Origin of the sequence: Nocardia wallacei, from assembly GCF_014466955.1 — a bacterium.
Lineage (GTDB): Bacteria > Actinomycetota > Actinomycetes > Mycobacteriales > Mycobacteriaceae > Nocardia > Nocardia wallacei.
On sequence record NZ_AP023396.1, the window covers coordinates 2,331,348 to 2,351,261 of the forward strand.

General features: G+C 69.0%; 18 protein-coding genes. 13 read left to right on the forward strand and 5 right to left on the reverse strand.

The window, feature by feature from the left end; genetic code table 11:
* Positions 1-158 precede the first annotated feature (158 nt).
* Complete coding sequence (locus NWFMUON74_RS10530; RefSeq protein WP_187687634.1) at positions 159-1,484, forward strand: cytochrome P450; 1,326 nt, start codon at positions 159-161, stop codon at positions 1,482-1,484.
* Between the two features lie 6 nt (positions 1,485-1,490).
* On the opposite strand, the gene NWFMUON74_RS10535 is transcribed toward NWFMUON74_RS10530, so the two are convergent.
* Positions 1,491-2,720: a L,D-transpeptidase gene (locus NWFMUON74_RS10535; RefSeq protein WP_187687635.1), complete on the reverse strand. Its 1,230-nt coding sequence runs from the start codon at positions 2,718-2,720 to the stop codon at positions 1,491-1,493.
* 231 nt (positions 2,721-2,951) lie between these two features.
* Here NWFMUON74_RS10535 and NWFMUON74_RS10540 point away from each other — a divergent pair, with 231 nt between their 5' ends.
* The 6 genes from NWFMUON74_RS10540 (at position 2,952) to thpD (ending at position 7,913) form a co-directional block, all read left to right on the forward strand.
* The gene (locus NWFMUON74_RS10540) at positions 2,952-3,674 is read left to right on the forward strand and encodes a response regulator transcription factor (RefSeq protein WP_187687636.1); all 723 of its coding nucleotides are present in this window, start codon (positions 2,952-2,954) and stop codon (positions 3,672-3,674) included.
* Positions 3,661-4,680 carry a HAMP domain-containing sensor histidine kinase gene (locus NWFMUON74_RS10545; protein WP_232110947.1) on the forward strand — a complete coding sequence of 340 codons (1,020 nt, stop codon included), beginning with the start codon at positions 3,661-3,663 and terminating at the stop codon, positions 4,678-4,680. Before NWFMUON74_RS10540 ends, NWFMUON74_RS10545 begins: the two co-directional genes overlap by 14 nt.
* An 87-nt stretch (positions 4,681-4,767) precedes the next feature.
* Entirely contained in the window at positions 4,768-5,355 is a 588-nt protein-coding gene (gene ectA / locus NWFMUON74_RS10550) for a diaminobutyrate acetyltransferase (protein ID WP_425300442.1), read from the forward strand.
* Positions 5,352-6,614 (forward strand): diaminobutyrate--2-oxoglutarate transaminase, encoded by a 1,263-nt coding sequence (ectB, locus tag NWFMUON74_RS10555; RefSeq protein WP_187687638.1) that lies wholly within the window; start codon positions 5,352-5,354, stop codon positions 6,612-6,614. Before ectA ends, ectB begins: the two co-directional genes overlap by 4 nt.
* A gap of 2 nt (positions 6,615-6,616) precedes the next feature.
* Complete coding sequence (locus NWFMUON74_RS10560; protein ID WP_187687639.1) at positions 6,617-7,009, forward strand: ectoine synthase; 393 nt, start codon at positions 6,617-6,619, stop codon at positions 7,007-7,009.
* 19 nt (positions 7,010-7,028) lie between these two features.
* Positions 7,029-7,913: an ectoine hydroxylase gene (thpD, locus tag NWFMUON74_RS10565; RefSeq protein ID WP_187687640.1), complete on the forward strand. Its 885-nt coding sequence runs from the start codon at positions 7,029-7,031 to the stop codon at positions 7,911-7,913.
* A 138-nt stretch (positions 7,914-8,051) separates the two neighbouring features.
* Here the strand turns inward: thpD and NWFMUON74_RS10570 are convergent, their stop codons facing one another.
* Both NWFMUON74_RS10570 and NWFMUON74_RS10575 read right to left on the reverse strand, forming a co-directional pair.
* Positions 8,052-9,179 (reverse strand): acyl-CoA dehydrogenase family protein, encoded by a 1,128-nt coding sequence (locus NWFMUON74_RS10570; protein WP_187687641.1) that lies wholly within the window; start codon positions 9,177-9,179, stop codon positions 8,052-8,054.
* A 2-nt stretch (positions 9,180-9,181) separates the two neighbouring features.
* Positions 9,182-10,411 (reverse strand): acyl-CoA dehydrogenase family protein, encoded by a 1,230-nt coding sequence (locus NWFMUON74_RS10575; protein WP_187689064.1) that lies wholly within the window; start codon positions 10,409-10,411, stop codon positions 9,182-9,184.
* A gap of 189 nt (positions 10,412-10,600) precedes the next feature.
* Between NWFMUON74_RS10575 and NWFMUON74_RS10580 the strand changes: the two genes are divergently transcribed.
* Both NWFMUON74_RS10580 and NWFMUON74_RS10585 read left to right on the forward strand, forming a co-directional pair.
* Complete coding sequence (locus tag NWFMUON74_RS10580) at positions 10,601-11,038, forward strand: DUF1707 SHOCT-like domain-containing protein (RefSeq protein WP_187687642.1); 438 nt, start codon at positions 10,601-10,603, stop codon at positions 11,036-11,038.
* A 59-nt stretch (positions 11,039-11,097) separates the two neighbouring features.
* Positions 11,098-14,835 (forward strand): AAA family ATPase, encoded by a 3,738-nt coding sequence (locus NWFMUON74_RS10585; protein WP_187687643.1) that lies wholly within the window; start codon positions 11,098-11,100, stop codon positions 14,833-14,835.
* On the opposite strand, the gene NWFMUON74_RS10590 is transcribed toward NWFMUON74_RS10585, so the two are convergent.
* Positions 14,832-15,740, reverse strand: coding sequence for an NmrA/HSCARG family protein (locus tag NWFMUON74_RS10590; protein ID WP_187687644.1), 909 nt, complete (start codon positions 15,738-15,740; stop codon positions 14,832-14,834). The genes NWFMUON74_RS10585 and NWFMUON74_RS10590 overlap by 4 nt on opposite strands.
* A gap of 61 nt (positions 15,741-15,801) precedes the next feature.
* Between NWFMUON74_RS10590 and NWFMUON74_RS10595 the strand changes: the two genes are divergently transcribed.
* Together NWFMUON74_RS10595 and NWFMUON74_RS10600 are read left to right on the forward strand one after the other, a co-directional pair.
* A complete protein-coding gene (locus NWFMUON74_RS10595; protein WP_232110948.1) occupies positions 15,802-16,668 on the forward strand; it encodes a TetR/AcrR family transcriptional regulator in 867 nt (288 codons plus the stop codon).
* Positions 16,637-17,089 carry a putative glycolipid-binding domain-containing protein gene (locus NWFMUON74_RS10600; RefSeq protein WP_187687646.1) on the forward strand — a complete coding sequence of 151 codons (453 nt, stop codon included), beginning with the start codon at positions 16,637-16,639 and terminating at the stop codon, positions 17,087-17,089. The genes NWFMUON74_RS10595 and NWFMUON74_RS10600 overlap by 32 nt, the downstream gene beginning before the upstream one ends.
* A 54-nt stretch (positions 17,090-17,143) precedes the next feature.
* Here the strand turns inward: NWFMUON74_RS10600 and NWFMUON74_RS10605 are convergent, their stop codons facing one another.
* A complete protein-coding gene (locus NWFMUON74_RS10605; protein WP_024806481.1) occupies positions 17,144-17,533 on the reverse strand; it encodes a DUF2237 family protein in 390 nt (129 codons plus the stop codon).
* A 175-nt stretch (positions 17,534-17,708) separates the two neighbouring features.
* Between NWFMUON74_RS10605 and NWFMUON74_RS10610 the strand changes: the two genes are divergently transcribed.
* Both NWFMUON74_RS10610 and ftsY read left to right on the forward strand, forming a co-directional pair.
* On the forward strand, positions 17,709-18,116 hold the full coding sequence (locus tag NWFMUON74_RS10610) for an RpiB/LacA/LacB family sugar-phosphate isomerase (protein ID WP_187687647.1): 408 nt from the start codon (positions 17,709-17,711) through the stop codon (positions 18,114-18,116).
* A 102-nt stretch (positions 18,117-18,218) separates the two neighbouring features.
* Positions 18,219-19,886 (forward strand): signal recognition particle-docking protein FtsY, encoded by a 1,668-nt coding sequence (ftsY, locus tag NWFMUON74_RS10615; RefSeq protein ID WP_187687648.1) that lies wholly within the window; start codon positions 18,219-18,221, stop codon positions 19,884-19,886.
* Positions 19,887-19,914: the final 28 nt, after the last annotated feature.

The following is a 19,914-nucleotide window of genomic DNA, read 5'->3' on the forward strand; positions in this document are numbered from 1 at the left end:
CATCGTATCCGCGCGGTCGGCACCCGGCGTGGACTTCGCGAATCATGCCGCGCGATAGTGAATTTCGCCGAAAATACCTACCGGATGGTTGTGACCGGGTACACCTACATCACCGGCGAAGCCGATAGCCGGACGGAAGCCAGGCGACGGTGAGTGTGATGACCAGGCGCGAGAACGCACCGGGACCGAAGCTGCCTATCGATATCCGGCGCTATCGTGTCGATGCCGCCGACCTGATGCTGGAGTTGCACCGCCGATACGGCGATATCGTCCGCTACCGGGTGGGCCCCCAACTGGTCCATCAGATCACCGACCCGGAACTCATCGGGCCGATCCTGCACGACAGGGACTCCTTCCGGCGCGGCAAGGTATATCGCGGATTCGACCTGTTCCTCGGCGACGGCATGCTCACCGCCGACGGCGAGAACTGGCGGGTCCGCCGCCGCGCCGGGCAGCCGCATTTCCGCACCGGACGACTGGCCGGGGCGATACCCGCGCTCACCGCCGCCGTGCGCGACCTACTGGCCCGCTGGGAAGTGCGCCTGGCCGCGGGCGAGCCGGTCGATCTCGTCCCCGAGATCATGCGGCTGACCTTGGACGCGGTGAGCCGCTCGCTGTTCGGCCGCACCCTGGGTGAGCACGGCGAGCGGGTGGTCGCGCTCGGTCCGGCCGTCCTGTCGGCCATGTTCCCCGGCAGCCCCGAGCAGTTGCTACCGTCCTGGCTGCCGACACCGGTGCGCCGCAGGCTGCGCACCGCGCAGGGGGCATTCGACGCGGCCGCCGCGGAGATCCTCGCCCGGCATCGGTCGGACCCGTCGCCGGACGGTCTGGTCGGCGACCTGTTGCGCGCCCAGCGCGCCGATACCGGAGCGGCGCTGACCCGGCCCCAGGTCGCGGAGGAGTTGCGGACCTACCTGTGGACCGGATACGAGACCACGGGCTGCGGCCTGGTGTGGACGCTCTACGAGATCGCGCGGCATCCGGCGGTCCAGGACCGGCTGCGCGCGGAGTTGCGCGCGGTGCTCGCGGGCCGGGCCCCGGCCGCGGCGGATCTCCCGCGCCTGGGGTATCTGCGGCAGGTGGTCGACGAGGCGTTGCGACTGCATCCGCCGATCCCGAGCTTTCCGCGAGAACCGGTGCGCCCCATGATTATCGGCGGCTACCGTATTCCGGCCGGTTCCACGGTCTTCCTCGGTTCCCGGGTGGTGCACCGTGATCCACGGTACTGGCCGGACCCCGAAGTCTTCGATCCCGGCCGGTTCGCACCCGATCACCCGAAACCGCTGCCCTACACCTACTTTCCCTTCGGCGGCGGTCCCCGCCGCTGCATCGGGGCGCCACTGGCCGAGTTGGAACTCGCGGTGGGCCTCGCCATGATCGTGCAGCGTTTCCGGCTCGGTCTCGACCCGGAAACGACTGTGCGCGAACACTTCCTGATATCGCTGCGGCCCCGCCCGGGCGTGCGGCTCACCCTCCGGGAGTGACCGGTCTCAGTGCAGCGCGCTGCCCGCCTGCCATTCCTCCCACGGAATGGTCCAGTCCCCGTTGTCCCACGACTGCAGCGGCGGCCCGGTGGTGTTGCGGACCTCCACCACATCGCCCGGCACCGCGAAGTTGTAGAACCACTTGGCGTTCTCGCCGTTGAGGTTCAGGCAGCCGTGCGAGGTGTTCTGACTGCCCTGCGCCCACACCGTGGAGTCCAGCTGGTGCAGGTAGATGCCGTCGCTGCTGATGCGGGTGGCCCAGTTGATGGTCTCCTTGTAGCCGAGCCGCGAGTTCACCGGCAGGCCGTAGCTGGCGGAGTCCATGATCACCGGATTGCCCTTGTCCATGACCGTGTAGACGCCGGCCGGCGTGTTGAAGTAGATGGTCTTGTTGCCGACCTGCTCGCTGCCGCCGCGCCCCATGGAGGTGGGCATGGTGCGGATCAGCTTGCCGTTCTCGAACACTTGCACCTGATGGGTGTTGTCGTCGGCGATCGAGATGTGCGACGGGCCGATGGTGAAGGTGGTCTTGGAGTCCTCCTGGCCGTACATGCCCTCGCCGAGTTCCGCGCCGAAGATGTTCGCCGCCACCGTCACCTTGGTGTTCGACGCCCAGTACTGCTGCGGCCGCCAGTGCGCGTTGCGGTCGTCGAACCAGTACCAGGAGCCCTGGACCGGCGGGTCCGATGTCACGCTCAACCGCTTCTCGGCGGCGGCGCGGTCCGGAATCGGCTCGTCGAAGTGCGCGACGATCACGGTGCCGACCCCGTAGGTGCCGCCGTCGGCCAGCGGTAGGCCACCCGTGGTGGTCAGGTACGCCTTGGTCTGGTTGCCCGGCGTCAAGGTCGAGAAGGAAGCCGTCAAGGGTCCGCTGGGACCGCTGATCGTCAACCCCTGCGCGGTAACCCGGTAGGTATGGCCGTAACCGAGCGGGCCGGTCGGTTTCCAAGCCGTTTTGTCCGGTGTGAGAATTCCTTCCACCGGTTTGCCCTGTTCGTTGGTCATCGAGACCGACGTCAGAATGCCATCGGAGGTGGAGACCTCGATTTTGCCTAGCGGGTCGACATCCTCACTCCCGGCTGCCGGGGTCACCGAGAGCACCGGCGCCGCCGGTTTCGGTGTGGCCGGGCCCGATTTCGAATCGGATCCCGACGAGGATGAGCACGCGGCCATCAGCATCGTCACCAGGGCGATTACACCCAATGCGACACAGAATCGGCAGCGGCGACCTGACATGGTGTCTCCTGCGCTCGCCGTGCGCTTGCCGAGCGAGTCCCCCGCAGCGCACCATCGCCTAACTGTCTTGCCGGGTAGTTTACGGGGAGACCCGGTCGGGAGGCACATCGAGGTGTTGCCCCAGGTTTACGAAACGGTTGTACGGGTACTCCCGTTACCGTTCTCTGCCCTCCGTAACCGCGCTGTCGTGGCGCTGGGGCACCAGGCCGAGTATCTGCTAGGGAAGAAGCTATGAGCGCTAACCTGATGATCGTAGAAGACGACGACCGGGTCCGGAGCGCCCTGCGGCTGGCCATGGAGGATGAGGGCTACGACGTCGAGGAGGCCGAGGAGGCGGAGGACGCCCTCGAGCACCTGCGCGACAACGGCGCACCCGATGTGATGATCGTCGATCTGATGCTGGGGGAGATGGACGGGTTCTCGTGTATTCGTGAGATCCGCCGCGATCACGATGTGCCGATAATAGTGGTCAGCGCGCGTGACGATACTCACGATGTGGTGGCCGCGCTGGAGGCCGGTGCCGACGATTTCGTCACCAAGCCGTTCGAGATCAAGGAGATCACCGCGCGGATGCGGGCACTGCGCCGGCGCGCGCAGCAGTTCGCCGAGCCCGATCCCGAGCCCGCCGCCCCCGAGGAGATGGTGCTCGACGCCGACCCCGACGAGCCGCTGGTGTTGTCGGTGGACGGCGGCACGGTGCGCCGCGGCGACGAGGAACTGCACCTGACGCTCACCGAGTTCCGGCTGCTGTGCGAACTCGCGGAGACGCCGGGCCGGGTGCTGTCCCGCAGCGTCCTGCTCGAAAGAGTCTGGGACCGCGGCTTTTTCGGCGACGAGCGGATAGTGGACGTGCATGTGCGCCGACTGCGCACCAAGATCGAGCGGGACCCCTCGGAGCCCTGTCTGGTCGTCACCGTGCGAGGACTCGGTTATCGACTCGATGTCCAGCGCTGAGCCGCGCCGGGGACTGCGCGAGCTGAGCCGCCAAAGTCTGCGCGGCCGAGCGATTTTCGCGTTCGCCGTGATGTCCGGCCTGGTGTCGGGGCTGTTCGTGGCGGTCGTGTCGGTCCTGTCCGAAGGTTTCTGGCTGCCCCTCGCGATCTGCCTGGTCGGGGGGACCGCGGTGGGCGCCGGATTCGGGTTGTGGCTGTCGCGGCGGTTGCTGGTGCCGCTGCGGCGGCTGACCCGGACCGCCGCGCGGATCGCCTCGGGCGAACTCGGCACCCGGCTGCCCGACACCGACGACCCCGATCTGGCGCCGACGGTGGACGCGTTCAACACCATGGTCGATTCTCTACAACGACGTATCGATCGCGAGCGGCGGCTGGTCGGTGACGTGAGTCATGAACTGCGTACGCCGTTGACGACGCTCACCACCAGCGTCGGGGTGATGTCGCGCTACGAGGAGGAACTCCCGCAGCGGTCGCGCCACGCGCTGGTACTGGTGCGCGCCGAACTGGAACATCTGCGCCGCCTGCTCGACGACCTGCTGGCGTTGGCTCGCGCGGAGGCGCGTATGCATCGCGCCGACGCCGAACCGGTATCGGTGCGCGAACTGCTCACCCACACCCTGTCCGAACTGCGCTACCCGCCCGATCTGCTGCACGTCGCCACCGATGCCACGGTGACCGGCCGCAAGCTGGAACTCGAACGGGCCGTGGTGAATCTGCTGGAGAACGCCGATCGCCACGGCGGCGGCGTGATGTCGGTGGGTGTGGATCGGGCCGGTGCGCAGGTGGTCATCACCGTCGACGACCACGGACCCGGTGTGGCACCGGAGGATCGGCAACGCATATTCGAACGTTTCGTGACGGTGCGTCGCGGCCGCCGCGCCGCCGCGGGCACCGGCATCGGGCTGGCGCTCGTCGCCGAAACCGTTGCCGCACATGGCGGAACGGTGGTGTGCACGGATCGGCCGGGAGGTGGTGCGCGCTTCGTCGTGCGGCTGCCCGCGAAGTGACGAAATTCACTGATTAAACGGATGTAACGTAACCGTAATGAACTCGACAGGTTGGGCTCAAAGTTCATTGGCAATTCTGGAAGGGTGATAGAGACCCGAACACGGAGTACTCCATTCGGTTCCCCTTCTCCCGATAGGCAGGATTCAGATCGGGATACCTCTGCGCCGGCGGTCATTCGCACGCCGCGGCTTGGTGACGGGGCGCCGATGTGGCGTATTGCCGTCGAATCCCAGGTATTGGACGCAAATTCCAGCTACGCCTACCTTCTGTGGTGCCGAGATTTCCGGGCGACCTCCGTCGTCGCCGAAATCGGATCGGAAATCGCAGGCTTCGTCACCGGATATCTCCGGCCCGAAGCGCCGGACACGGTATTCGTGTGGCAGGTCGCCGTCGACCACGCCTTCCGGGGCCGCGGACTCGGTGTGGCGATGCTGGATCAGTTGGTGGACAACGTCGCCGAGCACGGGGTATCGATGCTGGAGACGACGATTTCGCCGGACAACGCGGCCTCGCGGGCGATGTTCGCCTCGTTGGCGCGGCGCCGGGGCGCCCAGCTGACCCGAGAGACATTGTTCGAACCGCAAGATTTCCCGGACGGTCACGAATCAGAGGACCTGTACCGGATCGCGCCATTGCATTCCGTGGCGCACACCACACGAAAGGATCATCGATGACCACCGCTGAGATGACCGTTTTCGAATCGCTCGAATCCAATGTCCGTGGCTACTGCCGATCTTGGCCTACCCTGTTCGACACCGCGCAGGGTTCGTGGATCCGCGACGGCAGCGGACGCGACTATCTGGATTTCTTCGCCGGCGCCGGCGCATTGAACTACGGCCACAACAATCCCGTGCTCAAACAGGCGCTGATCGATTACATCTCGCGCGACGGCATCACGCACGGACTCGATATGTCCACCGTGGCCAAGCAGCAGTTGCTGGAGACGATCGACAGCGTGCTGCTCGATCCGCGCGGGCTGGACTACAAGGTGCAGTTCCCCGGCCCGACCGGCGCCAACGCGGTCGAGGCGGCGCTGAAGCTGGCGCGCAAGATCACCGGGCGCACCACGATTCTCAACTTCACCAACGCCTTTCACGGCATGACGCTGGGCGCGCTGTCGGTGACCGGCAACGCCACCAAGCGGGCCGGCGCGGGCGTCCCGCTGGTGCATGTGAATCCGATGCCCTACGACGGCTACCTGGACGGCGCCGACGAGCTGGCCTGGATGGAGAAGGCCCTCGACGACGGCTCCTCGGGTGTGGACAAGCCCGCCGCCGTGATCGTGGAGACCGTGCAGGGTGAGGGCGGTGTCAACGTCGCGCGTGCGGAGTGGCTGAAGCGGCTGTCGGAGCTGTGCGCGGCGCGCGACATCCTGCTGATCGTCGACGACGTGCAGATGGGCTGCGGCCGCACCGGACCGTTCTTCTCCTTCGAGATCGCGGGCATCACCCCCGACATCGTCACGCTGTCGAAGTCGATCGGCGGCTACGGCATGCCGCTGGCGCTGGTGCTGATGCGCCGCGAGCTGGACCAGTGGGCGCCGGGCGAGCACAACGGCACCTTCCGCGGGAACAACCCGGCCTTCGTGACCGCGACCGCCGCGCTGGAGCACTTCTGGTCCGACACCCGCCTCGCGGAGGCCACCGCCGCCAAGGGCGCGCGCATCCACAAGTCCTTCAGCGAGCTGTCGGAGAACTACGAGGGTGTGTCGACCCGTGGCCGCGGCCTCGTGCACGGCCTGGTGTTCGACGAGCCCTCCGAGGCGAACAAGGTCAGCCGGATCGCCTTCGAACAGGGGTTGCTGGTGGAGACCTCGGGCGCGGAGGATGAGGTGGTGAAGCTGCTGCCGCCGCTGACCATTACCGATGACGAACTCGACCACGGCCTGGGCATCCTGGGCAACGCGGTCGACATGGCCCGAGGAGGCAACTGACCATGATCGTGCGCACTACGGAGGAGATCACCGGCACCGACCGCGACGTCGCGGACGCCGGCTGGCGCAGCAAGCGGATCATTCTCGGCGGCGACAAGGTCGGTTTCTCTTTTCACGAGACCACGATTCAGGCCGGCACCGTGCACGAGTTCCATTACGCCAACCACGTCGAGGCGGTGTGGTTGATCGAGGGTGAGGCCACTCTCACCGATCTGGACAACGGTGTCACCTACGAATTGGGGCCTGGCTCGATGTACCTGCTGAACGGGCACGAGCGCCACCGCATCGAGACACGCACGCAGATGCGGGCGTTGTGTGTGTTCAATCCGCCGGTCACGGGCCAGGAGGTGCACGACGAGAACGGCGTCTATCCGTTGGTCGCCGTTCCAGACTAGGTAGGAGGACAACACCGCGATGACGTTGGCCGACAGTCGAATCGATCGCTACCGCACCCGAACGCTGACCGCGGTGCCGCCGATCGAACGCACCGATCCGACCGTGTGGGGCCGGATCACCTCGCCGGAACTGGCGAACTTCGACGCCGACGGGTACGCGATCATCGACCAGTTGCTGTCGCCGGAGGAGGTGGCCGACTTCTCCCTGGAGATCGACCGCCTGGCCGCCGATCCCGAACTGCGCCTGGACGATCGGGTGATCATCGAGAAGAAGTCGAACCGGGTGCGGTCGATCTTCGAGGTGCACAAGATCAGCCGGGCGGTCGCGGATCTGATCCGGGACGAGCGTGTGGTCGGGCTTGCCCGGCAGGTGCTCGGCTCCGAGGTGTACATCCACCAGAGCCGGGTCAACTACATGCCGGGTTTCGAGGGCGCGGGGTTCTACTGGCACTCCGACTTCGAGACCTGGCACGCCGAGGACGGCATGCCGTCCCCGCGGGCGGTGAGCCTGTCGATCGCGTTGACAGAGAATTATCCGTTCAACGGCAGCCTGATGGTGATGCCGGGCTCGCAGCGCACCTTCGTGCCGTGCCAGGGTGAGACTCCGGCGGAGCACTACCGGGAATCGTTGCGGGAACAGGAGATCGGCGTGCCCTCGCACGCCGACATCACCGATCTGGCCAACAAGCACGGCATCGCGCAGTTCACGGGGGCGCGCGGGTCGGCGCTGCTGTTCGATTCGAACATCATGCACGCCTCGGCCAACAACATCACGCCGTTCCCGCGCTCGAACATCTTCCTGGTGTTCAACAGCGTGGAGAACACCCTCGTGCCGGAGCCGTACGCGGCCAGGGAGATCCGGCCGACGTACATCGCCGCCCGGGACTTCGATCCCGTGCGGTAGCGGGGTTCGGGCCGTGCGACGGAGCACGGTGTCCGGTCGGGCCCGGCCGTCGAGCGAGCGCGTACATCACGGCCGGGTTACCGAAAGACGAGGCGCCGCCCGCTTCTTCGGAAGCGGGCGGCGCCTCGTCGGTTCGGATCAGTTCGGGCGGGTGAGCGCGGCGTAGCGGGCGATGTGGTGGTCCGCCGAGCCCCATTCGTACTGTATCGCGGTGAGGCGCTTGAAGAAATGACCGATGGCCAGTTCTTCGGTCATGCCCATGGCGCCGTGCAGCTGCACGGCGTGCTGACCGATGAAGCGGGCGGCGCGGGCCACGGTGGCCTTGGCCGCGGCCGCCGCGCGGGCCCGCTCGCCGGGTTCGGCGTCGAGCTTCAGCGTGACGAGATACGTTGCGGCGATGGCCTGTTCGAGTTCCAGGTGCATGTCGACCATGCGGTGCTGCAGCACCTGGAAGCTGCCGATCGGCACGCCGAACTGGCGGCGCTGTTTCGCGTACGCCACCGTGTCGGCCAGTACCTTGCGCATGCCGCCGACGGCCTCCGCCGCGATGGCGGCGATCGCCTCGTCCACGGCGCGGGCGAGCGAATCGTCCGCGCCCGCTTCGGTTCCCAGCAGGGCGTCGGCCGGGACCCGCACGCCGTCGAGCACCAGATCTGCGGCCCGGCGTTCATCGATGGTGCGGTACGGATGCTGGGTGAGGCCGGGCGCGTCGGCCTCGACCACGAACAGCGACAGCCCGGACGCGTCCGGCGTGCGGGCCGTGACCAGCAGGTGCGTCGCCAGTGGCGCGCTGGTCACCACGACCTTCGCGCCGTCGAGCACCCACGCGTCCCCGTCGCGCCGCGCGGTCGTCGCCACCCGGGTGATGTCGTAGCCCGAATCCGCTTCCAGCGCGGCCAGCGCCGTGATCACCGTGCCGGAGACGATGCCGCGCAACAGTTCCGTGGCGCGCTCGCCACCGGCCCGGCGCAGCAGCCCGCCGCCGAGCACGACTGTGTCGACGTACGGTTCGACGACCAGCGCCCCGCCCAGAGCCTCGGCGATGAGCAGCGTCTCGACCGCGCCGCCGCCGAATCCGCCCACCTCCTCGGGCAGGCTGGCGCCGAGGATGCCGACCTCGTCGGCGAAGGCGCGCCAGATCTCCGGCTGCCGACCGGCGCCCAGGCGGGCCGCGGCGCGGCTCTTCTCCAGGTCGTAGCGCGCCGCCAGGAACTCGGTGACCGTATCGCGGAGCAGTTGCTGTTCGGCGGTGAATTCGAAGTCCATGTCTACAGTCCCAGGGTTGCCTTGGCGATGATGTTGCGCTGAATCTCGTTGCTACCGGCGTAGATCGAGCCGGCCCGGTCGTTGAAGTAGCGCTGCGGCGCGACCGCCTGCCACTCGGCGCCGCTGAGGTAGCCGTCGGCCGGTGCGGTGAAGTCGGCCACCGGGCCGCCGGGCATGGTGCCGTGCGGCTGGTAGACCCGCCCGCGCGGGCCCGCGGCCGCCAGGGCGAGTTCGGTGAGCTGCTGGCTGAGTTCGGTGCCGAGGATCTTCAGCGTCGAGGCCGCCGGGCCCGGGTTTCGGCCCTGCGAGATCGCGGCGACCGTACGGTACTCGAGGATCTCGAGCACGTCGGCGCGGATGCGGATATCGGCCAGCCGGGCCGCGAACGCCGGATCGTCCAGCAGCGTGCCGCCGTTCGGACCGGGCTGGCTTCGCGCCTGTTCGGCCAGCGATTCGGCCATCACCTGCAGCATCGGGCCCAGGGCGCCGCCGCGCTCGAAGTTGAGCAGGTATTTGGCGACGGTCCAGCCGTCGTCGATGCGGCCGAGCACGTTCTTCTTCGGCACCCGGACCTGGTCGAAGAACACCTGGTTCTGCACCTGCTCACCGGAGGTCATCACCAGCGGGCGCACCTCGATGCCGGGGGAGTCCATCGGGATCAGCACGAACGTGATGCCCTGCTGCTTGCGCTCCAGCTTCGAGGTGCGCACCAGGCAGAAGATCCAGTTCGCCTCGGTGGCGTGCGTGGTCCAGATCTTGGAGCCGGTACAGATCAGATCGTCGCCGTCGTCGACGGCGGCCATGGTCAGCGAGGCCAGGTCCGAACCGGCCTCGGGCTCCGAATAACCCTGGCAGAAGAAGACCTCACCGGTGAGGATGCGGGGCAGGAAGTAGGACTTCTGCTCCTCGGTGCCGAACGCGATGATCGCGTGCGACACCATCCGGATCCCCATGGGCGACAACGCCGGTGCACCGGCCAGAATCGACTCGCGGTCGAAGATGTAGTGCTGGGTCATGCTCCAGTCGCAGCCGCCGTATTCCACCGGCCAGGCCGGCGCGGCCCAGCCGCGGGCGTGCAGGATGTGCTGCCACCGCATGCTGGCCTCGTGATCCGGGTAGACGCTCGTGGCGAGCTGCCCGGCGCGCCGGAGGTCGGGGGTCAGGTTCTCGTCGAGAAAACGCCGCACCTCGTCGCGAAACGCCAGATCGGTGGGCGACCATTCCAGATCCACGAAGAACTCCTTGTCCGATAAACGGAGCTTCACCTTCTCATTTACCGGCACCCGAACGCAAATGGTCGTTAACTTAATGCCGCTCTGTGCCATGGGCTCGCGGCCAGCCCTTGACATTCCACTGTGGAGGTAGGATCCTGATTACGTTCCACTTTGGAATATTGAATCTCGTCGACAGGAATACGGGCCATGGACATCACCACCGGCACCCGCGCCTCCGACGCCGAGCGTCAGCAGGTCGCCGACCTGCTGTCCCGGCACCTGAGCGAGGGGCGCATCGATCTCGCCGAATACGACCAGCGGGTGGCGCGCGTGTACGCCACGACCACGCGCGACGACCTGCAGCTGGTGCTGTCGGATCTGCCGAAACTGCCGCGGCGGCGGGCCGCGGCGCCCGGCCGGAATCCTGCGCGACTGCCGATCTGGCAGCGCATCGAGGGTGGCGCCTGGCTGGGCGTCGGGGTGCTGTGCCTGGTGATCTGGGCCCTGATCTCGCTGGGCGCGGGCGAATTCACCTACCCGTGGCCGCTGTGGGTGATCGGGCCGTGGGGTGCGGTGCTGGTGTTCCGCGTCCTCACCGGCTGGGAGTCGCGCGGATGCGGCGGGCCGCGCACGAACATGCCGTGACGACATCAGGACCCGGCATACGCGGAGCTACCCCCGGCTAGCGGGTAGATTGGCCTGCTGTGCACCTGAAGAGTCTGACGCTGAAGGGATTCAAGTCCTTCGCGTCCGCGACGACCCTGCGCCTGGAGCCGGGCATCACCTGCGTGGTGGGGCCCAACGGCTCGGGTAAGTCGAATGTCGTCGACGCGCTCACCTGGGTGATGGGTGAGCAGGGCGCGAAGGCGCTGCGCGGCGGCAAGATGCAGGACGTCATCTTCGCGGGAACGGCCGGGCGTGCGCCGCTGGGGCGCGCCGAGGTCACCCTGACCATCGACAACTCCGACGGCGCGCTGCCCATCGACTACTCCGAGGTGTCGATCACCCGCCGCATGTTCCGCGACGGCGCCGGTGAATACGAGATCAACGGCAATACGTGCCGCCTGATGGACGTGCAGGAACTGTTGTCGGACTCCGGCATCGGCCGGGAGATGCACGTCATAGTCGGGCAGGGGCAGCTCTCGGCGATCCTGGAATCGCGCCCGGAGGACCGCCGCGCCTTCATCGAGGAGGCGGCCGGTGTCCTCAAACATCGCAAGCGCAAGGAGAAGGCGGTCCGCAAGCTGGAGGCCATGCAGGCCAACCTGGCGCGCCTGACCGATCTGACCACGGAATTGCGCCGCCAGCTCAAGCCCTTGGGCCGGCAGGCCGAGGTGGCGCGCCGCGCCGCGACCGTGCAGTCCGAACTGCGTGACGCCAAACTCCGGCTGGCCGCCGACGATCTGGTGACGCGGCGCCGCGAGCTGGAAAGCCAGCAGAGCAAGGAGTCCTACGCCCGCGAGCAGCAGATCAACGTGCAGGCCGAACTCGACGCCGCCAATGCCGCACTGGCACAGCAGGAATTCGAGCTCTCGCGGCTGACGCCCGGCGCCGAGGCGGCCGCACAGACCTGGTTCCAGCTGTCGGCTCTGGTCGAGCGCGTCAACGCCACCATCCGCATCGCCCGCGACCGGGCCCGCAACCTGACCATCGATCAGCCCACCGGCACCGGCCGCGACCCGGAGCAGCTCGAGGCCGAGGCGGCGCGGGTGGAGGCCGAGGAGGCCGAACTGCTGGAGGCAGTCGAGGTCGCGACCGCGACCCTGGAGGCCGCCCGCGACCAGCTGCACGACCGCGAGCAGGCGGCCAAGGCGGCCGAGCAGGCGCACCTGGCCGCCGTGCGCGCCATCGCCGACCGGCGCGAGGGCCTGGCCCGGTTGTCCGGTCAGGTCGACAATCTGCGCACCCGCGCCCAATCCGCCGATACCGAGATCACCCGGCTCTCGGCCGCGCTGAGCGAGGCGCGGCAGCGCGGGGAGGACGCCGAGGCCGAATTCGAGTCGGTACAAGCCGAATTGAGCGAACTCGACGCCGGTGAGGAGAGTCTCGACGCCGCCTACGAGCACGCCGCCCAAGCCCTGGAGCTGGCCGACCGGCGCGTCACCGAACTGCGCGAATCCGACCGTGAGGCCGGGAAGAAGGTCGCCTCGCTGACCGCCCGCATCGAGGCGCTCACCATGGGCCTGTCCCGCAAGGACGGCGGCGCCTGGCTCCTCGAACACCACGCCGACGGCCTCCTCGGCCCCCTGTCCGGCCTCCTGCGGGTGCACCCCGGCTACGAATCCGCCGTCGCCGCCGCCCTCGGCCCCATGGCCGACGCCGTCGCCGCCGAAACCGGTACCACCGCCCACGCCGCCCTGACCGCCCTGAAGCAAGCCGACGGCGGCCGCGTCGCCCTGGTATACGGCCATGCCGCCACCCTTCGCCGAACCGATGCGGATGTGACCGGTGGCGCGCGAGCCTCGGAAGGTGCCGCGGACGTCGCCGATGGTGGGTCACACACCGAAGTCGTTGCGGCAGTAGACGACTCATCCGCCGAGCGTGGCCCGAGGAGGTCGGAGCGGGCCGGATTGCCGGAACGGGCGCGGTGGCTCGCGGAGGTGGTCGACTGTCCGGCGGAATTGCGGCGGGCCCTCGACGCGCTGACCGCCGGGACCGCGGTGGCCGATGATCTCGACGCCGCGGCCGAGGTGCTCGCGGCGTATCCGGACCTGCGCGTCGTCACTCGCGAGGGCGACCTCGCCGGGACCGGGTGGGTGCTGGGCGGGTCCGATCGCGCGCCGAGCCGACTCGAGGTTCAGGCCGACATCGATGCCGCGCAGGCCGAGTTGGAGTCCTGGCAGCGGCATGCCGAGGAGTTCGAGGCCGCGCTGTCGGGCGCCGAGGCCGAGCAGACCGACCGCAAGCAAGCCGCCGACCAGGCGCTGCTCGCCCTGCACGAATCCGACCAGGCGCTGGTGTCGATCTACGACCGGCTCGGCCGGCTCGGCCAGACCGCGCGCACCGCCCGGGCCGAATGCGAACGCCTGCAGCAACAGCGCGCCGCCGCCGAGGCCGCGCGCGAGGAGACCCTGCAGAAACTCGCCGAGCTGGAGGACCGGCTGCGGCACGCGGAATCCGAACAGTCCGAATCGGATTCGGACGCCGACGCGGGCACCGAGACCGCCGGCTTCGCGCGCGAGGAGGCCGCAGGCGCCCTCGCCGAGGCCCGCTCGATGGAAGTGGAGGCCCGGCTGGCGGTGCGCACCGCCGAGGAACGCGCGGAATCGGTACGGGGCAAAGCGGATTCGCTGCGCCGCGCCGCCCGCGCCGAACGCGAGTCCCGGGCCCGCGCCGAACGCGCCCAGGCCGCGCGCCGCCGGGCCGCCGAGGTCGCCGCCGTCGTCGCCGAATCCGCCGAGCGGGTCGCCGCCGAACTGGAAACCGTTGTGGGCGAAGCCTCCTCGCGCCGCGACGAACTGGTGCGTCGCCGCACCGACTGCGCCGCCCAGGTCGATCAGATCAAGGAGCGGGTGCGGGCGCTGACCACCCAGCTGACCCAGCTCACCGACGCCGTGCACCGCGACGAGGTGGCCCGGGCAGAGGCGGCGCTGCGCATCGAACAGCTCGAGCAGACCATCTCCGAGCAGTTCGGGATCGCCCTGGACGACCTGATCGCCGAGTACGGCCCGGACGTGCCGATGCCGCCGACCTCGCTGGAGCTGCAGGAGTACGAGCAGGCCAAGGAGCGCGGCGAGCAGGTCAGCCCGCCGCAGCCGATGCCCTACGACCGCGCCACCCAGCAGCGCCGCGCCAAACGCGCCGAGAAAGACCTCAGCACCCTCGGCAAGGTCAATCCCCTTGCGCTGGAGGAGTTCGCGGCCCTCGAGGAACGCTACAACTTCCTGTCCACGCAGTTGGAGGACGTCAAGAAGGCCCGCCAGGACCTGCTGGACGTGGTCGCCGAGGTGGACGCGCGGATTCTGCAGGTGTTCACCGAGGCATGGGAGGACGTCGAGCGGGAGTTCGTCGGCGTCTTCGCCAAGTTGTTCCCGGGCGGCGAAGGCCGGTTGCTGCTGACCGATCCCACCGACATGCTGACCACCGGGATCGAGGTGGAGGCTCGCCCGCCGGGGAAGAAGGTCAAGCGGCTGTCGCTGCTGTCCGGCGGCGAGAAGTCGTTGACCGCGGTGGCGCTGCTGGTGTCGATCTTCCGGGCCCGGCCCTCGCCGTTCTACGTCATGGACGAGGTGGAAGCGGCGCTGGACGATACCAACCTGCGCCGCCTCATCGGCCTGTTCGAGCAGCTGCGGGAGAAGTCGCAGCTGATCGTCATCACCCACCAGAAGCCGACCATGGAGATCGCCGACGCGCTCTACGGCGTGAGCATGCGCGGCGACGGTATCACCCAGGTGATCTCCCAGCGGCTGCGCGGGGAGAACCTGGTCGGGGCGGCCACCTAGCCCGTCGACGAACCGTCGAGCAGCGACTTCAGCTGTGCCGCACCGGTTTCGGCCAGCCAGTCGGCGAAGGTCCGCAGGCCCGGATGAATGACGCGCAGCGCCTGGATATCGGCGTGCCAGCCCGCGCCGCCATCGCCGACCAGCCGGGCGACCGAGGCGATCGGCTCGCCCAGCGCGGCCACCTCCGGCCCGGTGAGCTGGTGGTACCGGACTGGGATGCCGGTGGCCTCGGAGATCCGCGCCGTGGCGGCGGTCGGCGTCTGCTCGTCACCGGCGAGCTCGAGGATTCGGCCGTGGAAGCGCTCGGGTTCGGCGAAGGCCAGCGCCGCGATGACGCCGATATCGTCGACGGCGATCATCTGAACCGGGTGATCGGGTGCGAACAGGTGCCGGTGGACGCCGCCGGAGATCCCATCGATCGGTGCGCCCCGCACCAGATAGTTCTCCATGAACCGGACCGGCCGCAGCAGGGTGTAGCGCATGCCCCCGGCGATCACGGCCTGTTCGATCGCGTCCTTTCCGGCGGCTATGCGCTCACCGCCGGAGAACGAGCCGATGCCGGTGAAGACGAAATGATCCACCCCGGCCGCCCGGGCCGCCTCGACCAGGTGCACCCCGCGCCGAGCCTCCAGATCCTTGGCGTCGCTCGTCGGATCCATGGGGCTCGGCGGTACGGCGAAGACGCCGCGGGCTCCGGCGACCGCGGTGCGGAGCGTGGCGGGTGCGTCGAAATCGCCGGCCACGAGTTCCGCGCCGAGACGCGAGAGTTCCCGCGCCGCGGCGGTTTCCGTGTCGCGAACCAGCGCACGGACCGGATGCCCGTGCGCGAGGAGGTGGCGGGCCGTCGCGCCGCCCTGCTTGCCGGTCGCGCCGGTGACCAGAATGGGACCGTTCGATTCGGACATGAGCTTCCCTTCGATAGAATGCGGGTTGTTCGACCCGTATTCGGACCATAGGAGGGGCGAAGTGCCCGCTGCCAGTGTCGGATCGACGGCGCGTAACGAAACCGATCCGCGGCCGGGCAACCGGGCCGATGCCCGGCGGAACCGGGCGCGGATCCTGTCGGCCGCCCAGCGCGCCTTCGCCGAACACGGCACCTCGGTGTCGCTCGCCGAGGTCGCCCGGCGCGCCGGTGTCGGCGCCGGTACCGTGCACCGGCATTTTCCGGCGAAGACGGATCTGGTGGAAGCCGTTGTGCAGCAACGGATCGACCGACTGACCGCGCTGGCGATCGGCTATCGGGACGCGCCGGACGCGGGCGCGGCCTTCCTCGAATTCTGCGCCACGGTGGTGATCGGCGCGCCCCGCAACAAGGCGATGTGCGATGTGCTGGAGTCCGACGACGGCTGGCCCCGCGACCTGCTGCGCGGCGCGGGGGAGCGGTTCCACCACGCGCTGGAGGCGCTGCTGGTCGCCGCGCAGCGCGAGGGTTCGGTGCGCGCGGATCTCACCATGTCCGACGTGGTGGCGCTGTTCGCCGGATGCCTTGCGGTGCAGCGCTCTTCGGGCCGGCTCGACACGCTGTCACGGCCCGCCGCCCTGGTGCTGGACGCGATGCGCACCACCTCCTCCGAGCGCGTGACGAAACTCGGAACCCGACGCCCGGGCCGTAACGAAACGCATAACGGAACGGGTCGGTGCCCGGTCTGCGGCGAGGCGCTGCGGCCGGCCGTCACCGGCCGCCCGGCCCGCTACTGCTCCCCGGCCTGCCGCCAGAAGGCGCACCGCCGCCGCGTCGCCGCCGGGATCCATGGCACCGAGTCGGCCATCGAGCCTCGAATGGAACCGCTAACCTCGTCGCGTGCGAACCTTCGTGTGGCAGGGGATCGATGAGCCGCGGATGGAGATCGTCCGCGTCGAATCGCTGGACCGTGCCGACGGTACCCAGATCGGTCTGGCCTATGAATTGCGCTGGCGCCTCGACGGTCCCGAGTTGACCGTCGACCTCGGTGACGGTCCGGTGCGGCATCTTCTGGACGGCGCCGACTACTTCGATCTCCAGCACTCCGCGTACTTCAACTCCCTGCCCGCAGTGTGCGACGACCTGCTGGGTGCGGCGTCCGCGCCGCGGGACTACACCATGCGATTCGTCGCGGTGCCCGACCTGACCGCCACGCTCACCCCGCAGCGGTACGAACCGCGCGGCGGCGGCACGGTGCGGTTCGTCTCCGGCGACTACCGCGCCGACATCGATTTCGACGACGACGGATTCGTCCTGCTGTACGAGGACTACCTGCGCCGCGTGTATCCCTGACCCTCGCGGTCGTGAGCCGTGATACTTCTCACGCCGCGGCCGACGCGCCCGGGCCTACAGGAGATCGCTCACGTCGTCGGGAACGTCGACGGCGTATTTGCGGAGCGTGTCCATCGGGACGACCTCGAGCGCGTTCTCGTGGGTGGCGGCCAGGACGACCGGAGCGGCGACACCGTCCTCGTGGGCATGCAGCCAGCGCACCGCGACCACGCACCAGCGGTCGCCCGGTTGCAGCCCGGGGAAGTTGTTCTCCGGGCGCGGGGTGATCAGATCGTTGCCGATCGACTTCTGGTGCTCCAGGAACTCCTGGGTAACGACGGTGCACACCGTGTGGCTGCCCAGGTCTTCGGGACCGGTGCTACAGCAACCGTCCCGATAGAAGCCGGTGAGAGGATCGGTGCCACACTCCTCCAGCGGTCCCCCAAGCACATTTCGATCGGTCACGTCGCCGATCCTATTGTCTCGGTATCGGATTCGCCGAGCCTTCCGCCGTGTGGTGCTCACACGAGCAGACCGGTCGGTAGTTGATGGTGTCTACTACGCCGATTCCGGCGTGTCCTTTCCGGCCGGTGACCACCGGTTGTGTTAATGCGCGGTTCGAAGGTCGTACCCTCGACACATGCGGATCGCCTTCGGTACCGACGAATCCACCGACCTGACCCGGCACATGAAGGAGTGGCTGGCCGCCCAGGGTCACGAGCTGCTGGTGGTCGGCGAGGACATCGCGTGGCCGGAGGTGGGCAGCGGAGTCGGCGAGGCGGTCGCGCGGGGCGCGGCCGACCGCGGTGTGGTCTGCTGCTGGACCGGTACCGGCGTGTCGATCGCGGCGAACAAGGTGCCCGGCGTGCGGGCCGCACTCTGCACGGACGGCTCCACCGCCGCGGGCGCGCGGAAGTGGAACGACGCCAACGTGCTCGCCCTGGGCCTGCGGCTGACCTCGCCCACCCTCGCCGAGGAGATGCTCGACGCCTTCCTCACCACCGACCCCGATGTCTCGGAGGCCGGCAACTACACCCGGCTCACCTGAGCGATCCCCGTCCTTTCGACGACTCGGTCGCTGGTCGCGGGCCGACGCGCCCGCTGTCCGCCACCCGACAGCTGTAACTCCGGGTTCTGAAAGGATGGGGGCGTGACTGCGCAAGCTTGGATTCTGATCGCCGCGATCGCCGCCGTGCTGCTGGTGGCGTTCGTGTCCGGATTCGTTCTGTACCGGCGTCGCCGGGTGCGGCTGACACCGGCCGCGCCCGAGCGGGAGCTGACCGACCGGTCGGGCGGGTACACGGCGTCCGGCGGATTCAACTTCAGTCAGGGTGGCGCGGGAACCGCGACGCCGGCCCGTCCGGAACCGGTACCGCTCGAGCGCACCGACGACGAGGGCCAGCCGCACATCGGGGACGACGCTGCCATCCCGCGCGATTCGGCGCGCCGCACCATCACCGACGTCCGCCTCCCCGAGCCGGACACCGCGGCCACCACCGAGAAGACCGTCGGCGACGATGCCACGGCCGAGGACACCACAGCCGCCATCGAGGACACGACGGCCACCGAGGGCACGGCGGCCACCGAGGGCACGGCGGCCACCGAGGGCACGGCGGCCACCGAGGGCACGGCGGCTGCCGAGGACACGACGGCCACAGCGGACACGACGGCCACCGAGGGCACGGCGGGTGCCGAAGGTGCCGCAGCCGCCACTGCGGGCACCGCGCCCGCCACCAAGGAGACGGCGCCCGCCGCCAAGGACACGGCGCCCGCCACCAAGGAGACGGCGCCCGCCACTGACGGCACGGCAGCCGCCACCCCGGGCACCGCGCCTGCCACCGAGGCTGCCCCGCCCGCCGCCGGAACCCCTACTCCCGCACCGCAACTGGAGGAGATCGAGCCCACGGCCGGACGCCTCACCCGGCTGCGTGGCCGCCTGTCCCGGTCGCAGAACGCGGTGGGCAAGAGCCTGCTGGGGCTGCTCGGGGGTGGTGATCTGGACGAGGACTCCTGGGAGGAGATCGAGGACACCCTGGTCATGGCCGACCTTGGCACGGCCGTCACCGGCACGATCGTGGGGCGGCTGCGGGAGGAGCTCGCCGCGCGCAGCGTCCGGACCGAGGAGCAGGCCCGCCACGTGCTGCGCGATGTGCTGGTCGAGGCGCTGCGCCCCGAGCTGGACCGGTCCATCCGCGCACTGCCGCATGCCGATCATCCGTCGATCCTGCTGGTCGTCGGCGTCAACGGCACCGGCAAGACCACCACCACGGGCAAGCTGGCCCGCGTCCTGGTCGCCGACGGCCGCCGTGTGCTGCTCGGCGCGGCCGACACCTTCCGCGCCGCCGCCGCCGACCAATTGCAGACCTGGGGCGAGCGGGTCGGCGCGGAGACCGTGCGCGGCCGCGAGGGTGCCGACCCGGCGTCGGTCGCCTTCGACGCGGTCAGCGCCGGAATCGACAACGGAGTCGACGCGGTGCTGGTCGACACCGCGGGTCGCCTGCACACCAAGACCGGTCTCATGGACGAGCTGGGCAAGGTCAAGCGGGTGGTGGAGAAGAAGGCCGCGGTCGACGAGGTGCTGCTGGTACTCGACGCGACCGTCGGTCAGAACGGCCTGACCCAGGCCCGGGTCTTCGCCGAGGTCGTCGACATCACCGGCGTGGTGCTGACCAAGCTGGACGGGACCGCGAAGGGCGGTATCGTCTTCCAGGTCCAGCACGAGCTCGGCGTGCCGGTCAAACTGGTCGGTTTGGGTGAGGGCGCCGATGACCTGGCTCCCTTCGAGCCCTCCGCCTTCGTGGACGCGTTGCTGGGCTGACCTGCGGGAATCTCACCGAAAAAGCTCA

Bases quoted from the DNA above. Each gene is read 5' to 3' on its own strand.
- NWFMUON74_RS10530 (WP_187687634.1), top strand. From the start codon at position 159: ATGACCAGGCGCGAGAACGCACCGGGACCGAAGCTGCCTATCGATATC.
- NWFMUON74_RS10535 (WP_187687635.1), bottom strand. From the start codon at position 2,720: ATGTCAGGTCGCCGCTGCCGATTCTGTGTCGCATTGGGTGTAATCGCC.
- NWFMUON74_RS10540 (WP_187687636.1), top strand. From the start codon at position 2,952: ATGAGCGCTAACCTGATGATCGTAGAAGACGACGACCGGGTCCGGAGC.
- NWFMUON74_RS10545 (WP_232110947.1), top strand. From the start codon at position 3,661: ATGTCCAGCGCTGAGCCGCGCCGGGGACTGCGCGAGCTGAGCCGCCAA.
- ectB (WP_187687638.1), top strand. From the start codon at position 5,352: ATGACCACCGCTGAGATGACCGTTTTCGAATCGCTCGAATCCAATGTC.
- NWFMUON74_RS10560 (WP_187687639.1), top strand. From the start codon at position 6,617: ATGATCGTGCGCACTACGGAGGAGATCACCGGCACCGACCGCGACGTC.
- thpD (WP_187687640.1), top strand. From the start codon at position 7,029: ATGACGTTGGCCGACAGTCGAATCGATCGCTACCGCACCCGAACGCTG.
- NWFMUON74_RS10570 (WP_187687641.1), bottom strand. From the start codon at position 9,179: ATGGACTTCGAATTCACCGCCGAACAGCAACTGCTCCGCGATACGGTC.
- NWFMUON74_RS10580 (WP_187687642.1), top strand. From the start codon at position 10,601: ATGGACATCACCACCGGCACCCGCGCCTCCGACGCCGAGCGTCAGCAG.
- NWFMUON74_RS10590 (WP_187687644.1), bottom strand. From the start codon at position 15,740: ATGTCCGAATCGAACGGTCCCATTCTGGTCACCGGCGCGACCGGCAAG.
- NWFMUON74_RS10610 (WP_187687647.1), top strand. From the start codon at position 17,709: ATGCGGATCGCCTTCGGTACCGACGAATCCACCGACCTGACCCGGCAC.